Raw genomic sequence first — 15,496 nt, 5'->3', positions numbered from 1 at the left:
GCGGCCCCCGGGATCACGACACCGGCAGTCGACCCGACTCGACGGCGGCGAGTGCTGCGGTGGCGCCACCGAGCGCGACGACCGCCGAGCCGAGGGTGGAGGCGTCGAACAGGCAGCCGCCAGCCTGCGGGGCGTGGACCCGGGCGGCGAACTCCGCCTGGGCCGCCGGGAGCAACCAGGGGGCCAGGGTCGCGAAGTGCCCGCCCGCCACCACGGCCTGCGGGTTGAGCAGGTTGGCCAGGATGGACGCGGCGTGCCCGAGGTGGCAGCCCACGTCGGCGAGTCCGGCCAGGACGGTGGGGTCGCCCTGGCGGGCCAGCGCCTGGATCCGTTCGAGCTCCGGCAGGAAGTCGGTGACCGGGCCGTCCTGCTCCGTGTCGGGCAGCAGGCGGCGTACCACCGCCGGCAGGCCGGCGACCGCGGCGAGGCAGCCGCGCCGGCCGCAGTCGCAGGCGGGACCGGCCGGGTCGAGCGTCAGGTGGGCGATCTCACCGGCGAAGCCGCGACCGCCGCGCAGCAGCCGGCCGTCGGCGACGACACCCGCGCCGACCGAGGCCCCGCCGGTGAGGTGGACCAGGTGGGCCGCCCCGGCGTACGCGCCGTGCCGGTGCTCGGCCAGCGCGGCGAGGTTGGCGTCGGTGTCGACCTCGACGGTGAGGCCCGGCTCCCGCAGGGTGGCGCGCAGGTCGGCGGCCAGCGGCACGTCCCGCCAGCCCAGGGCGGTGGCCCGGGGGACGGCGCCGTCGGCGTCGACCAGGCCCGGCACTCCGACGGTGAGGCCGAGGACCTGGCGGCCCTGGCCGGTCAGCCGGGTGACCGCGCGGCGGGCCAGGGCCGCCAACGCCCGGGCGGTCTCGGCGGGCGTGTCGGTCGACGCGGCGAAGGCGCGACGCCAGGTGAGCAGCCGGGTGCCGGCCAGGTCGATGGCGACCACGACCAGTTCGTCGGCACCGATCTGCATGCCCAGCGCGGCGTAGGGCGCGCCGTCGAGGACGAGCATGGTGGCGGGGCGGCCGACCCGGTTCTCGGTCAGCCCGGTCTCGCGCAGCAGCCGGCGTTCGATCAGCTCGCCGACGAGGCTGGACACCGTGGCCTTGTTCAGTCCGGTGTGCGCTGCGATGTCGGCCCGGGAGCAGGGCGCGTGCCGGCGCACGTGCCGCAGCACCACGGCCCGGTTGGCCACCCGGACGTCGCCGAGGTCCGTCGGCTGCGGTTCGTTGTGGATGCTGATCACGATCTGTCCGTTTCCTGGGCCGACGGTGCGCGATCGGTGGTGCCGCGCGACCCATCATCGCGTACCGCCACGGCGGGAGGGACCACTGTCTTGTGGGACGGATCACCGTCGATTAGTTTGTTCGGCTAGAACCCCAACTAATTCTAGCCGGACACGAACGGTCCGCGAAACCGTTATCCGATGACGAAGGGAGTGCGCCGTGAAGCCGTCCCTGCCGGGCGTATCCACCGACCGACGGTCCATGCTGCGCCTGCTCGGCCTCGGCGCCGCCACGACGATGGGCGGCGCCACCCTGGCCGGTTGCAGCAAGGAGGCCGGAAGCAAGGGCAGCGCCACGAAGGGCGACGCCATCCGGTCGGTGCTGCCCACCCACAAGCCGGCCGACCTGCTCAAGCCCGACATCGTCGGGGAGGGGGCGATCCCCGACGGCTACCTCAGCTACCCCCGCAACCTGGTCGACGCCGTCACCGAGCAGCCCGGCCGGGGCGGCCCGGCGATCCGCTCCATGAGCCCGTGGTGGGGGCCCACCCCGCCGACCCTGGGCCGCAACTCCTACCTGGCGGCGGTCAACGCCAAGCTGGGCGTGGACCTGGACCCGAGCCTGCAGGACGGCACGACCTACGCCGACAAGCTCAACGCGATGCTCGGCGCCCGCGACGTGCCCGACCTGCTCATGGTCCCCAACTGGGAGGTCGACAAGGTCGCCCGGTTCTCCGACGCCGTCAAGGCGCTGTTCGAGGACCTCACCGACCACCTCAAGGGCGACAGCGCCGCGAAGTACCCGTACCTCGCCGCACTGCCCACCGGCGCGTGGGAGTACTCGGTCTGGGCCGGCCGGCTCTACGCCGTGCCGTACCCCACCGACGGCGTGTTCGCGTACGCGCTGTTCCACCGCAAGGACCTGCTCGACAAGGCCGGCCTGACCGCGCCCACCTCGCCGGAGGAGCTGCACGAGCTGGGCAGGAAGCTCACCGACCCGGGCAAGGGGGTGTGGGCCTTCGGCGGTGTGTTCGAGATGGTGCAGCAGTTCTTCGGCTGCCAGCAGACCTGGCGCAAGAAGGCCGACGGCGGCCTGGAGCACAAGTTCGAGAACCCGGCCTTCCGCGCGGCCCTGGAGTTCACCGCGAAGCTCTTCGCCGAGGGGCTGGTGCACCCCGACACCGTGGCCAGCAAGGGCGCCGACGAGAAACAGCTCTTCAAGGCCGGCAAGATCGTGATGTTCCAGGACGGGCTCGGCGCGTGGCAGGGCCTGCAGGGCGAGCAGTCCAAGATCCTGCCGAGCTTCGACATGCAGCCGCTGCCGGTGTTCGGCGTGGCCGGCGCCCAGCCGGTCATCTGGGGCAGCGAGAAGCCGATCTTCTACACCTTCCTGAAGAAGGGCGGCGGCGCGGAGCGGGTCGACGAGCTGCTGCGGGTGCTCAACTGGTCCGCCGCGCCGTTCGGCAGCCGCGAGTTCGAGCTGCGCGAGTACGGCGTGGAGGGCAAGCACTTCACCCGGGGCCCCGACGGCAGCCCGCTGCCCAGCGACCTCGGCCGCAAGGAGTTGGGCGGCCAGTACAACTTCTGCCGGGTGCCGGTGAAGGTGAAGAGCAGCGACACGCCGAACTACGTCCAGCAGTTCCTGGACCACTGCAAAAAGGACATCGGCCTGCTGGAGAAGGACCTGTTCGCCGGGATCAAGCTGGAGCTGCCGGCCAACTGGTCGAAGATCATCCAGCCGACGGACGACAAGATCCGCGACATCCTGCGCGGCCGTCGCCCGATCAGCGACCTCGACCAGGTGACTAAGGAGTTCCTCGCCTCCGGCGGTGAGGAGGGGCGCGCGTTCCACGAGAAGGCGCTCGCCGACAACGGCCGATGAGCGGCCCGGGCACCGCCGGCGCGGTCGACGCGCCGGCGGACCCCCGCCCGACCCGGCCCGGCCGTCGGGGCCGGGCCGCCGGTCGTACGCCGCCCGTGCGGCCCCGGCGTACCCTGTGGGACCGGCTGCGCCGGGACTGGCCGCTGCTGGCCATGACGGCACCCGCCGCGTGTCTGTTGCTGGTCTTCCACTACGTGCCGACCCTGGGCAACGTCATCGCCTTCCAGGACTACAACCCGTTCGTCGGCGACGATCCCCTCGAAGCGTTCCTCTACAGCGAGTGGATCGGCTTCGGCAACTTCGAGGCGCTCTTCGGCGACCCGCTGTTCTGGGACGCGGTGCGCAACACGCTCACCATCACCGCGTTCCAGCTCGTCTTCTTCTTCCCGCTGCCGATCATGCTGGCGATCCTGCTCAACAGCCTGGTCTCCGGGCGCGTGCGGGGCTTCGTGCAGAGCGTCGTCTACCTGCCGCACTTCTTCAGCTGGGTGCTGGTGGTCACGTTCTTCGTGCAGATGCTCGGCGGGGCCGGGCTGCTGGCCCAGGAGATGCGCGAGGCCGGCATGCAGCCCTGGGACGTGATGACCAACCCGGACACCTTCATCGTCCTGGTCACCGCCGAGTCGGTGTGGAAGGACGTCGGCTGGGGCGCGATCGTGTTTCTGGCCGCGCTGTCCGCGATCGACCCCAACCTGTACGAGGCGGCGGCAGCCGACGGGGCCGGCCGGTGGCGGCGGCTGTGGCACATCACCCTGCCGGGCCTGCGCCCGGTGATCGTGCTGCTGCTCATCATGCGGCTGGGCGACGCGCTGTCGGTCGGCTTCGAGCAGTTCATCCTGCAACGCGAGGCGGTCGGCCGGGAGGCCGCCGAGGTGCTGGACACGTTCGTCTACTACCAGGCCATCAGCACCCAGCAATGGGGGCTCGGCGCCGCCGCCGGCCTGTTCAAGGCCGTGGTCGGGCTCATCCTCATCCTCACCGCCAACAAGGTGGCGCATCGGCTCGGCGAGCAGGGGGTGTACGCGAAATCATGACCGCACAGCTCAGTGGCGTCGGCCCCGTGCCGGCGCGTCCGACGCCCGATCCGCTGCGCCGGCGGTCCCGGCGACCCGCCTGGGAGGAACCGCCCTCGCCGTTGGGCACACTGGCCAAGGGGGCGGTGCTCACGGCGCTCGTCGCGGCCGTGCTCGTGCCCCTGTGGGCGGTGCTGGTGACCAGCCTCGCCTCGCGCAGCACGATCGACGAGGCCGGCGGAATGGTGATGGTGCCCCGCGAGATCGACCCGTCGGCGTACGTCACCATCTTCAGCGGCGGGCAGATCACCCAGGCGGTGTGGATCAGCACCCTGGTCACCGTCCTCGGCACGACCGTGAGCCTGGTGCTCACCGTCCTCGCCGCGTACGGGCTGTCCCGGCCCGGGTCGGTGGGGCACCGGGGGCTGCTCTTCTTCTTCCTGCTGACCTTCCTGATCTTCCCGGGCCTGGTGCCCAGCTACCTCGTGGTCACCGGCCTCGGGCTCAAGGACAGCATCTGGTCGCTGATCCTGCCCAGCGCGATCAGCGTGTTCAACCTGGTGGTGATCCGGGCGTTCTTCATGAACGTCCCCGGTGAGCTGCTCGACAGCGCCCGCATCGACGGTGCGGGGGAGTTCCACATCCTGTGGCGCATCGTGCTGCCGCTGTCCAAGGCGGTGATCGCCGTCGTCGGGCTCTTCTACGCCGTCGGCTACTGGAACGCCTACTTCAACGCCGTGCTCTACATCGACGACAACGACAAGTTCCCGATCCAGCGGGTGTTGCAGAGCTACATCCTCGCCGGCCAGTCGCCGAACGTGTCCGGGGCGGCCGTGAGCCTGCCGGGCATCAGCGCGTACCCGCCGACCCTGGCGGTGAAGATGGCGGTGGTGGTGGTGACCGTGATCCCTGCGGTGATCGTCTACCCGTTCGTGCAGCGGCACTTCACCAAGGGTGTGATCACCGGTGCGGTGAAGGGCTGACGGGGCCCGCGCGGCGCCCGACCCGGACGGGGTCGGGCGCCGCGTGCCGTCAGGCCGGGTCGGGGAACCAGCCGTCGAAGGGCGCCGGGGTCACCGGCTCGCCGTTGAGCAGCAGCCGGGCCGGCAGGTCCGCGCCGGCGAGACTGACCCGCGTCACCCGCAGCGGGCCGTCGGTGCGTACCCGAAGGGTGTCGCCGTCGCGGACGGCCTCGACGACCGTGTCGCCGTCGACGTCGTGCAGCACCGTACGGGCGTCGACCCCGCCCCAGCTCACCAGCATGACGTCGGCGAACGGCCCGTCGCCGACCGTGTCGCCGGGCGCCACGACCGGGACGAGCGCGCCGTGGCGGACGTAGAGCGGCGGCCGGTGCAGCGGCACGGTGACCCGCAGGTAGCGCCCGCCCGGGTGCCGCTCGCCGGTGGCGGCGTCGATCCAGTCGTCACCGGCGGGCAGGTAGACGTTCCGCCGCCCGGACGGATCCGTGACGGGGGCGACCAGCAGGTCGGTGCCGAGGCGGTACTGCAGGTCCGTGCTCCACGCGGTCGGGTCGTCGGGGGTGTCCACCAGCAGCGCGCGCATCACCGGCGACCCGTCGGCGGCCGACTGCACCGCGGCCGACCACAGGTAGGGCATCAGCCGGTAGCGCAGCCGCAGCGCCGCCACCGCGTCGCGTTCGGTCTCGGCCGGGAAGTCCCACGGCAGCCGGCTGGTGGTGCCGTGCAGGCGGACCAGCGGCGACAACGCCCCGAACTGGGTCCACCGGACGTAGAGCTCGGGCGAAGGGGTGCCGTGGAAGCCGCCGGTGTCGTGGCTCCAGAACGGCACCCCGGACAGCCCGTGCGACAGCCCGCCCCGCAGCGTGCTGGCCAGCCCCGGCCAGGTGGCGTTGACGTCGCCGCTCCACTGGGCGCTGTGCCGCTGCCCGCCCAGGTACGACGAGCGGGCCCACACCGTGCGGTGCCCGGTCACCTCCTCGGTCACCTCGGCGACGACGTCGTTGAACAGCAGCGCGTACACGTTGTGCAGTTCGACGCCGGTCATCCCGTTGTGGGCGACGGCGTCGGCGGGCACGCCCTCGGCGAAGTCGGTCTTGAACACCGCCACCCCCTGCTCCAGCAGGGGCCGCAGCAGCCCGGTGAACCACTCGACGGCGGCCGGGTTGGTGAAATCCACGATGGCGCTCGCCGGGTGGCTGCCGTGCCAGACGTCGGCGACGTACGTCGTGCCGTCGGCGTGGCGCAGGAAGTAGCCGGCCTCGGCCGCCGCGGCGTAGAGCGGGCTGTCGGTCATCAGGTACGGGTTCATCCAGAGACAGACCCGGAAGCCCTGTCCCGCGAGGGTCCGCAGCATCGCCGTCGGGTCGGGGAACTCCTCGGCGTCCCACTGCAGGTCCGACCAGCGGCCGGCGACCTGCCAGTAGCAGTCCAGGTGCAGCACGTCGCAGGGGATGCCCCGCTCGCGCAGCAGGCGGGCGCGCTCCAGCACCCGTTCCTGCGAGTCGGGGAAGAAGCCCGAGGAGACCCAGGCGCCGAAGGCCCACTTCGGCGGCAGGTACGGACGACCGGTGAGCCGGTCGAGCCGGTCGAGCACCTCCGCCGGGGTCGGGCCGGCCAGTACGTAGTAGTCGAGCAGGTCGTCGGGGACCAGGATCTGCACGCTGCTGTGGGTGGACTGGCAGACGTCGAACTGCACGGGCAGCCCGCTGTCGACCAGCACCCCGTAGCCCCGGTCGGACAGGTAGAACGGCACGTTCTTGTGGGAGCGGTCCGACTCGCCGCCGAACGCGTCGAAGTTCCACATCAACGGCCGCTGTCCCCGCTTGTCCAGGGGGGTGAACTTCTCGCCGAAGCCCACGAAGCGTTCGTCGCCGGGCGCCACGAAGCTCTCGTGCCAGGCGACGGCCGCACCGTCGACGGTGGACCGACCGAACGGCAGGGTGCGCCGTCGGCCGCTGATGTCCCGGGTGCCGGGATCCTGTTCGAGCAGCAGCCGGCCGTCGGGGCCGAGGAAGCGCAGGTGCCACGGGTCCAGCCGGATCTCGGCGACCACGGCGCCGGCGTCGATCCGGACGCGGGTGTCGTCGACGGTGACGGTGGCGGGGTGCGTGCCGGGGTGCACCAGCGATATGGCCCGGGCGGAGCGGCTGCGGGCCTGCGGGTCGTCGGTCAGGCGGACCCGGATCACCCCGTCACCGGCGGCCTCGACGCGCACCACCATGCTCGCGCCGTCGGACAGGGCGGCCTTCAACGTCGCCCCCTGCGGGTCGGTCGCCACGACCTCGGCCCGGCCGACGACGGCGGCCCCGTCCTCGCCGGGAGCCCGCACCGGCAGGTCGGGCGGGTCGGCCACGAAGGTCTCGAAGGGGACCAGCGGCGGTCGGTAGGGCATCGGCGTCTCCTCCAGGTGGTTCCAGCGGTCCCGCAAGTTTCTTTGGCTTCTCAACTAACTGTCAACGATGACCTTCGTTGGATCGGCGATGGAGTGGCGTTGACAGGCGGAAATCCGCTGAAATATTTTGGATGCTTAGTCAACAAACTGGTGGTGGACGATGTGGGGCCAGGGCACTCTCCGCTACGGCGGCGACTACAACCCGGAGCAGTGGCCGGCGCGGGTGTGGCGGGAGGACGTCGCCCTCATGCGTCGCGCCCGGGTCGACCTGGTCACCGTCGGCGTGTTCGCCTGGTCGCGGCTCGAACCGGAGCCCGGCCGGTACACCTTCGACTGGCTCGACCAGGTGCTGGACCTGCTGCACGACAACGGCATCTCCGTCGCCCTCGCCACCCCGACGGCGTCACCCCCGCCCTGGTTCTCGCTGGCCCACCCCGACGCCCTGCCGGTGACCGCCGACGGCGTGCGCCTGCACCACGGCAGCCGGGACACCTACTGCGCCGCCGCGCCCGCCTACCGGGCCGCCGCCGGGCGCATCGCCGCCGCGCTCGCCGACCGGTACGCCCACCACCCGGCCCTCGCGCTGTGGCACGTGCACAACGAGTACGGCACCACCTGCCACTGCGCGCACGCCGGGCGGGAGTTCCGGCGCTGGCTGGCCGACCGGCACGGCGACCTCGACACGCTCAACGCCGCGTGGGCCACCAGCTTCTGGAGCCAGCACTACACCGACTGGGCGCAGGTCGACACCCCGCGCGCCACCCAGTACCTGGCCAACCCGGGGCACCTGCTGGACTTCCGGCGGTTCTGGTCGGACACCCTGCTCGCCGCGTACGCCGAGCAGCGCGATCTGCTGCGCGCGGCCAACCCGGCGGTGCCGGTCACCACCAACTACGTCCTCGGCGACTGGGTGCCGGTCGACCACGCCCGTTGGGCCGCCGAGGTGGACCTGGTGGCGATCGACCACTACCCGGACGCCCCCGACGGCGGCGCGGAGGAACAGACCGCCCTCGCCGCCGACCTGGCCCGGGGCTGGGCCCGGCACGGCGCCCGGCAGCGCACCGGCGGCGCCGACCGGTCGGCGCCGTGGCTACTGATGGAGAGCGCCCCCAACCAGATCCACACCGGTGGGCGGATGCACGCCAAGGAGCCCGGCCGGATGCTGCGGCACAGCCTGGCCCACGTCGCGCGCGGCTCGCGGGGGGTGTTGTTCTTCCAGTGGCGGGCCCCCGCCGGCGGGGCGGAACGCTTCCACTCCGCCCTGGTGCCGCACGCCGGCCCCGACACGAGGGTGTTCCGGGAAGCCGTCCACCTGGGCGAGACGCTGGAACGCATCGCCGAGGTGGACGGGAGCACTGTCGACGCCGACGTCGCGATCGGCTGGGACGCCGCCAGCGGGTGGGCGCTGGGCCACCCGGGGATGCCGTCGCCGCGGCTGAACCACCGCGACGAGGTCTCGGCGGCGCACCGCGCGCTGTGGCGGGCCGGGTTCGGCTCGGACGTGGTGCTGCCCGGTGACCCCCTCGACGGGTACCGGCTGCTGGTGCTGCCCGCCCTCTACCTGGCCTCCGACGCCACCGCCGACTGGGTGCGCGCGTACGTCGACGGCGGCGGCCACCTCCTGGTGACCTGGCTCAGCGGGGTCGCCGACTCCCACGCCCGCGTCCGGCTCGGCGGTCACCCGGGGGCGTTCCGCGACGTGCTGGGCATCCGGGTGGAGGAGTTCCACCCGCTCGCCGACGGCGAGACCGTGCCGCTGTCCGACGGCGGGACCGGTCGCCGCTGGGCCGAGACGGTGCGGCTGGCCGGCGCGCAGGCGGTGACCGCGTACGCCGGTGGCGTGCTCGACGGGCTGCCGGCGGTGACCCGCCACGCGGTCGGTGCCGGCACCGCCTGGTACCTGTCCACCCGCCCCGACGACGCCACCTACGGCCGGCTGATGACGCAGGCGGCACGCGCGGCCGGCGCGGCGCCGGTCTGCCCGGCCGCCCCGACCGGGGTCGAGGCGGTGCGCCGCCGCGGCGCCGGGGCGAGCTGGTTGTTCCTGCTCAACCACACCGACCGGCCGCAGCGGGTGCCGGCGGCCGGGGTGGACCTGATCACCGGTGCGACGATCACCACGGAGGTGCACCTGCCCGCCGGGGGCGTCGCCGTGCTCCGCGAGACCGACGGCGACCGCTGACTCCGCCCTGACGGGCCGGCGGCGCGCCGCCGTCGTTCGGTCAGGACAAGGCGCGGTCAGGGCATCGCGACGGCGGCGCGGGACCGGTCGGCGGCGATGCGCACCGCGAGCGCCGCCAGGACCGTGCCCATCACCAGTCGCTGCACGCGTAGCCAGAGCGGCCGGCGGGCGAAGAATCCGGCGAGCGTGCCGGCGGTGAGCACGATCACCGCGTTCACCGTCAGCGCCACCGCGATCTGGGTCAGCCCCAGCAGCAGGCTCTGCGCCGCGACATGGCCGCGGGACGGTTCGATGAACTGCGGCAGCAGCGACACGTAGAGGATCGCGATCTTCGGATTCAGCAGGTTGGTGACCAGCCCCATGGTGAACAGCCGCCGGGCCGGGTCCGGCGGCAGCGGCGCCGGGGTGAACGGCGACTGCCCGCCCGGTCGCAGCGTCTGCCAGGCCAGCCAGAGCAGGTACGCCGCGCCGGCCAGCTTCACCGCCGTGTAGAGGGCGGGCACCAGCACGAACACCGTGGCGATGCCGGCCACCGCGGCGGCCAGGTAGACACCGAATCCGGCGGCGACGCCGAGCAGGGACACCAGCCCGGCCCGCCGGCCCTGCGTCACCGACCGCGACACCAGGTAGACCATGTTCGGGCCGGGGGTCAGCACCAGCCCCAACGCCACCAGCGCGATACCCACCAGCGCACCCGCGTCGACCATGTCGCCCCCCGTTCCGCCCGCCTGGGGCCGACCCTACGCCCGTACGCCGCCGGGCCGCCGCCCCCTTTTTCCGCCCGGGGCGCGACGAGGCGTTCGGCTTCCTCGGCGAACAGGGCTGCGCCGGCTCCCGCCCCCACCATGGAGCCCCGGGCGGGCACACTGTGCCGATGCTGCGCGCCCCAGCCACGTCGACGCTGCCGGAACTCCTGCTCCGCCCCTGGCGCGACGACGACGCCGACGCCCTCGTCGCCGCGTACCGGGATCCGGTGCTGCTCCGGTGGACCCGGGCGCCGGTCACCACGACCGCCGACGCGCGCCGGTTCGTGGCCGCGGCACGCCGGGACTGGGACGACGGCCACCGGTTCGCCTTCGCCGTCGTCGAGCCGCGGCCGGCGGGCGAGACCCTGGTGGCGCAGCTCGTGCTCAAGAACGTCACCGAGGGCGCCGAGCACGCGGAGGTCGGCTACTGGACCGCGGCGCCCGCCCGCGGCCGGGGCGTCGCCCCGCACGCCCTGGGCGCGGTCACCGACTGGGCGTTCGCCCGGTTCGCCGGCCTGCGACGGTTGGACCTGCTGCACCAGATCGACAACCCGGCTTCCTGCCGGGTCGCGGAGAAGGCCGGCTACCGCTTCCAGGAGGTCCTGCCGGCCCGGCCGCCCTTTCCCCGCGACGGCCACCGGCACGCCCGCTGGGCCTGACCACCCGGGCAGGGCCGCCCATAGCATTCGCCAGAGCACCCGTCGCGCAGCGGGTGGCGGTCGTCGGTGAACAGCCGGTCGAGGCGGGCGGGACGGCCTTGTCCCGGGTCCGGGTGACCTTGCGGCGTTCCAGGCGCCGGCCGGGGTCGGTGGTCAGCCAGTCCTGGCGGTGGCAGCAGGCGGTGAACGAGGTCAGCGCGGACAGGTGCTTGTTCCAGGTGTTCGCGGCGCCGGAGTCCCAGCGGGCCATCGTCTGCTCGTAGATCTCCGGGGTGAGCGCGGCGACCGGCACCTGATCCCCGGCGGTCTCGCGGAGCCGGCGCAGGGTCTGGGTGTAGGCGGCGCGGGTGCCGGGGTCGTCGCGGAAGCGGTCGAGGAACGCGTCGACGGCGACCACGAGCGCCACCGTGCGCCGGGTGGTCGGCAGCGGGATCACGGACATCTCGGCGGGCCTCCTGGCGGTGATGTGACACAGAATGTGGCCGAGTGGCGTCCGCTGCGGGGACTTTGTGCCGCAGGTGGCGATGGGTGGCTGATCGGCTCTGTGAGTCCTCCTGGCCCACTGATCTGAAGATCAATCGCCTTTCACGGGACAGATCCCAGCAACGCTCACAGCCAGCCACAGTGTCGCGATAAGCGGTCGCTGACCGGACACTGCACGAGGTCATTGACATCACCTTGCGGTGTGCCCTCTTCTCGCAGCCCAGGCGCTGATCGGCGCTGCTGCCAGGGTGAAGACCAAGGCGAGTGCGGCCACGCCGACCAGCGCGCCGCGAAGGTCGGTGCTTTCGGCCAGCAGGCCCACGTAGGCCGGGCCGAGTAGGAAGCCCAGGTAGGCGGTGGCGGCGACCGCGGAGGTGGCCCGGCCGTGCTGGGCGGGGTCGGTGTCGCGCAGGCTACGGCTGAGCAGGGTGGGGAAGAGCGTTGCGGTGCCCAGGGCGGCGAGCACCAGCCCGGTCAGGGCCACAGCGATCGAGGGGGCAGTGGCCAGTATCGCGCTGCCTGCGGTGGCCAGCGCGCCTCCACCGAGCAGCATCGCGGTGGGGTGGCTGCGGGAGAACGGCGCCAGGCTCAGGCGGGCCAGCGCGGCGGTGGCGGCGAAGGTCGCCGGGGCCGCGGCCGCCAGCTGGGGTGAGGCGCTGAAGACGTCGGTGAGCATCACCGCTCCCCAGCTCTGGTGGGCGTTCTCGATGGCGTAGGCCAGGGCAGCGACCAGCCCGACGGCCAGCAGCGGTGAGGTTGGGCTGATTCGGCGCAGCAGGCCCGTCAAGACCCGTGCGCCACGGGGCGCGACCGCCCCGGAGCCTGCCGGTGCCCCGCGCTCCTCACGGGCGGCTTCGCGAGCACCCACCCCGGCACCGGCGTCCCCCTGGTGAGCTGAAATCCGTAGCGACGTGCTGGTCAGGTGAGCGGCCGCCGCCAGGGCGAGCATTACCGCCGCGACCACGGCGAAGGCCGCCAGCAGTGACAGCCCTGCGCCCAGCAGCGCTCCGGTGGACAGGCTAGCGATGACCACGCCCACGGAGAACAGCCCGTGGGAACGGGTGAGCAGAGGCTTGGCGGTGGCGTGCTCTGCGCGCCCGGCCAGGGTATTGATGGCTACGTCCGCGGCACCAGAGGTGGCGCCAACCACGAGCATCCCGATGACCAGCAGCACCATCCCGTCGGCGCTGGCGGTGATGAGCAGACCAGCACCCGCCAGTGTCGCCAGCAGCCATGCCACCACGCGGAGCCCGAAGCGGTCCACCGCACGTCCGGTGAAGGCCATCGACGGCAGCGCCCCCAGACCGATGAAGAGCAGGGCGGTTCCCAGCTGGCCCTCGCTGACCCCGGCCTGGGTGCGCAACGCGGGCAGGGCTGCTCCCCAGGCGCCCCAGAAGATCCCGAACGCGGCGAAAGCCGCGTAGGGCGCGCAGAGGGCACGGACACCGAGGACGGGTGGACGGGGCGAGGAGACGGCCGTGTCTTGAATCATGGATCGTAACGTTACACAAACACTTTTTGTAACGTTACACAGCACGATAGGATGTTGTCGTGCCCACACCTGCGCGACGACGTCCCACGGTCAAAGACGTCGCCGAGCAGGCGGGGGTCGCGCCGATGACGGTCTCCTACGCCTTCAACCACCCCGCGCGGGTCGCCGAGGCCACCCGCACTCGGGTGCTGGAGGCCGCGGCCCGACTGGGCTACCGACCCGACAGCACCGCCCGGGCCCTGCGCTCAGGGCGCGCCAAGCAGCTGGGGGTGGTGGTCGGGGAGCACCTGTCCTACCTCTTCGATAACCCGCAGGCGGCGCAGTTCCTGGCCGGGATCACCGACGTCTGCGTTGGCGAGGACCTGGGAGTGGTGCTGATTCCCACCCGCGGGGATGCCTCCGACGTCGACCGGGTGCTGACAGCGGCGGTGGACGGCTACGTGCTGTGGACCACCGTCGCCGATGACCCGGTACTGGCCGCCGTCGCGACCAGCGGGCGACCCGCCGCCATCCAAGGCGGCCCTGCCCACCCGGGGCTGGTGTGTATCGGGCCCGATGACCGCGCGGCGGCAGCAGCAGTCGCGGCGGCCACGCCGCTGGCTGAAGCGGCCCCCGTCATCATCAGCTTCCCCCTGGACCGGCGCCGCACCAGCGGCATCCTGCGCGGCCACGACCTGCCCGTCGACCTGATGGACCTGCAGGCGATCCCCTTTCCCGTCACCGGGGCCCGTCTGGCCGGCTACCGCGATGCGCTGACCGAGGCCGGTCACGACTGGGCCGCCGTGCGGATCGCCGTAGTGGAGCGTAACCAGCGCGAACTCGGTGCTGACGCCGCCGCAGCGCTGCTCGAGCCGCAGGAGGGCTCTGGCCCCGTGGTGGTGCTCGCTATGAGCGATGAACTGGCGCTGGGGGCCCGCTCAACGGTGGGCCGCAGGCAGCGGGAGGTGACGCTGACCGGGTGGGACGGCTCGCGAGAGGCCACCACCTCCGGAGTTTGGTCGGTGGCGGCCTCGTTGCGCGAGCAGGGCCGTGCGTGTGCACGAGCGGCCCTGTCGGGCGAACTCGATCGGCACCAGGTGCCATGGACCGTGGTCGCGCCCGAAGAACGGCCAGACACCGACCGGTAGATGCCGTAAAGACGTCTCGCATACGGACCGGTCAGCGGGACACCCCCAGCGCCCGCAAGAGAGATGGCTGCCGCGCTGTCCCACAGCGGCGCACCGTCACCGAGCTCTGATGCTGGGAATAATGGCCCGAAGATCAATCATGGTGTGCGCGTCGAGGCGGCGCAGGTAGGCCAGCTTCTCCAGCTCAGCCTTCACCGCGGCCGGGCTCGACGACGTCGGCCCCACCCCCAGCCAGGCCAGCGGCGTGCGACCGAGGTAGGCGTCCGGGACCAGCAGCAGGTCCAGTTCGGCGAATCGCCGGTCGGTGAGCAGGGTGCTTCACCCGAGTCCACGTCTCCGTACGGGCGCGGGCCCGGGCCGCGGCCACCCGGCGCAGCAAGCAGGATCACGCCGGGCCGGATCACCCGGGACGACAGCAGGTACTCGCAGGCCAGCCGGAACAGCAGCTTCGGCGAGTCGTGCTCCATAGCCCGGGCGAACAGGAACTCGTCGAGGTCCTTCCACTCGGCGGTGTCCATCGACCGCCAGTCGGCGTAGCCGGCCACCTCCCGCAGATGATCCGTCCGGGTCTGCTCCCGCTCGCCGTACCCGCGCAGCTCGCCCATCGCGATCCCAAGCTGCTGCGACAACCGGCCCACCGCAGCGTCCGGAACAAGCGCCACCTCATCGGGCACGAACCCGAGCCACGGCAGCGTACACAGCTGGACCGCCACGCCCAGCACGTTGCCGCCGGTCCGGAACTGACGCACGAACGCCTCGTCCGCACCGGGGCAACGTGAAGTACCGGATCAGCTCCGCCACGCGGCGGCCGAGACCCGGGTGGCCGCGTTACCGTGGGCGGGGGAGGTGCCGGCGGATGGACAACTGGGAAGCGACGGTCGAGGCACGGATCCGCACGGCCCAGGAACAGGGCGAGTTCGACAACCTGCCCGGGACGGGCAAGCCGATTCCGGGCCGCGGCCAGCCGTACGACGAGTCGTGGTGGATCAGGAGCTTCCTGGAGCGGGAGAAGATCCCCACCGACCTGCTGCTGCCCACGCCCCTGCGACTGCGCCGGCGGATCGAGCAGGTGCCCGACGAGGTGCGGGACCTGCCCACCGAGGAATCGGTGCGCGCGTTCGTCGCCGCCCTCAACGCCGAGATCGTCTCCTGGCTGCGGACGCCCACCGGCCCCCGGGTCGCGGTGCGCCCGGTCAACGCCGACGAGGTCGTACGCCGCTGGCGGGCCGAGCGGGCGGAAGCCGTTGCCGGCGCGTCGGCAGCGGCGCCTCCGCCGGCCCCGCCCCGACGGGGCTGGCGACCGCCCTGGCGCCGCCGGGCGGGCTAG

At 72.7% G+C, this 15,496-nt stretch carries 11 protein-coding genes and 1 pseudogene; 7 read left to right on the top strand and 5 right to left on the bottom strand.

The window, feature by feature from the left end; genetic code table 11:
- Positions 1-13: 13 nt before the first annotated feature.
- Positions 14-1,234, bottom strand: a complete 1,221-nt coding sequence (locus tag ABZ809_RS27115; RefSeq protein WP_357565428.1) for an ROK family transcriptional regulator — start codon at positions 1,232-1,234, stop codon at positions 14-16.
- Positions 1,235-1,433: 199 nt separating this feature from the next.
- On the opposite strand from ABZ809_RS27115, the gene ABZ809_RS27110 reads away from it, so the two are divergent.
- The 3 genes from ABZ809_RS27110 to ABZ809_RS27100 are packed head-to-tail and all read left to right on the top strand — an operon-like array spanning position 1,434 to position 5,091.
- On the top strand, positions 1,434-3,095 hold the full coding sequence (locus ABZ809_RS27110; RefSeq protein WP_357565427.1) for an extracellular solute-binding protein: 1,662 nt from the start codon (positions 1,434-1,436) through the stop codon (positions 3,093-3,095).
- Positions 3,092-4,129 (top strand): ABC transporter permease subunit, encoded by a 1,038-nt coding sequence (locus ABZ809_RS27105; protein ID WP_357565426.1) that lies wholly within the window; start codon positions 3,092-3,094, stop codon positions 4,127-4,129. Before ABZ809_RS27110 ends, ABZ809_RS27105 begins: the two co-directional genes overlap by 4 nt.
- On the top strand, positions 4,126-5,091 hold the full coding sequence (locus tag ABZ809_RS27100) for a carbohydrate ABC transporter permease (RefSeq protein WP_357565425.1): 966 nt from the start codon (positions 4,126-4,128) through the stop codon (positions 5,089-5,091). The genes ABZ809_RS27105 and ABZ809_RS27100 overlap by 4 nt, the downstream gene beginning before the upstream one ends.
- 49 nt (positions 5,092-5,140) lie before the next feature.
- Here the strand turns inward: ABZ809_RS27100 and ABZ809_RS27095 are convergent, their stop codons facing one another.
- Positions 5,141-7,480, bottom strand: a complete 2,340-nt coding sequence (locus ABZ809_RS27095; protein WP_357565424.1) for a TIM-barrel domain-containing protein — start codon at positions 7,478-7,480, stop codon at positions 5,141-5,143.
- Between the two features lie 160 nt (positions 7,481-7,640).
- Between ABZ809_RS27095 and ABZ809_RS27090 the strand changes: the two genes are divergently transcribed.
- A complete protein-coding gene (locus tag ABZ809_RS27090) occupies positions 7,641-9,662 on the top strand; it encodes a beta-galactosidase (protein ID WP_357565423.1) in 2,022 nt (673 codons plus the stop codon).
- 56 nt (positions 9,663-9,718) lie between these two features.
- On the opposite strand, the gene ABZ809_RS27085 is transcribed toward ABZ809_RS27090, so the two are convergent.
- Positions 9,719-10,369, bottom strand: a complete 651-nt coding sequence (locus ABZ809_RS27085; protein WP_357565422.1) for a LysE family translocator — start codon at positions 10,367-10,369, stop codon at positions 9,719-9,721.
- Between the two features lie 167 nt (positions 10,370-10,536).
- On the opposite strand from ABZ809_RS27085, the gene ABZ809_RS27080 reads away from it, so the two are divergent.
- Positions 10,537-11,067, top strand: a complete 531-nt coding sequence (locus ABZ809_RS27080; protein WP_357565421.1) for a GNAT family protein — start codon at positions 10,537-10,539, stop codon at positions 11,065-11,067.
- Between the two features lie 673 nt (positions 11,068-11,740).
- Here ABZ809_RS27080 and ABZ809_RS27075 read toward each other — a convergent pair.
- Positions 11,741-13,042 carry an MFS transporter gene (locus tag ABZ809_RS27075; RefSeq protein WP_357565420.1) on the bottom strand — a complete coding sequence of 434 codons (1,302 nt, stop codon included), beginning with the start codon at positions 13,040-13,042 and terminating at the stop codon, positions 11,741-11,743.
- Between the two features lie 59 nt (positions 13,043-13,101).
- On the opposite strand from ABZ809_RS27075, the gene ABZ809_RS27070 reads away from it, so the two are divergent.
- Complete coding sequence (locus tag ABZ809_RS27070; protein ID WP_357565419.1) at positions 13,102-14,169, top strand: LacI family DNA-binding transcriptional regulator; 1,068 nt, start codon at positions 13,102-13,104, stop codon at positions 14,167-14,169.
- Positions 14,170-14,280: 111 nt separating this feature from the next.
- Here ABZ809_RS27070 and ABZ809_RS27065 read toward each other — a convergent pair.
- A pseudogene (locus ABZ809_RS27065) lies at positions 14,281-14,970 on the bottom strand (DUF4158 domain-containing protein); the annotation flags it as partial.
- A gap of 55 nt (positions 14,971-15,025) precedes the next feature.
- Here ABZ809_RS27065 and ABZ809_RS27060 point away from each other — a divergent pair.
- A complete protein-coding gene (locus ABZ809_RS27060; RefSeq protein ID WP_357565418.1) occupies positions 15,026-15,496 on the top strand; it encodes a DUF1992 domain-containing protein in 471 nt (156 codons plus the stop codon).

The sequence above is a fragment of the Micromonospora sp. NPDC047074 genome (assembly GCF_040643815.1).
Taxonomy (GTDB): Bacteria; Actinomycetota; Actinomycetes; order Mycobacteriales; family Micromonosporaceae; genus Micromonospora.
This window is presented reverse-complemented; position numbering and strand designations above follow the sequence as displayed.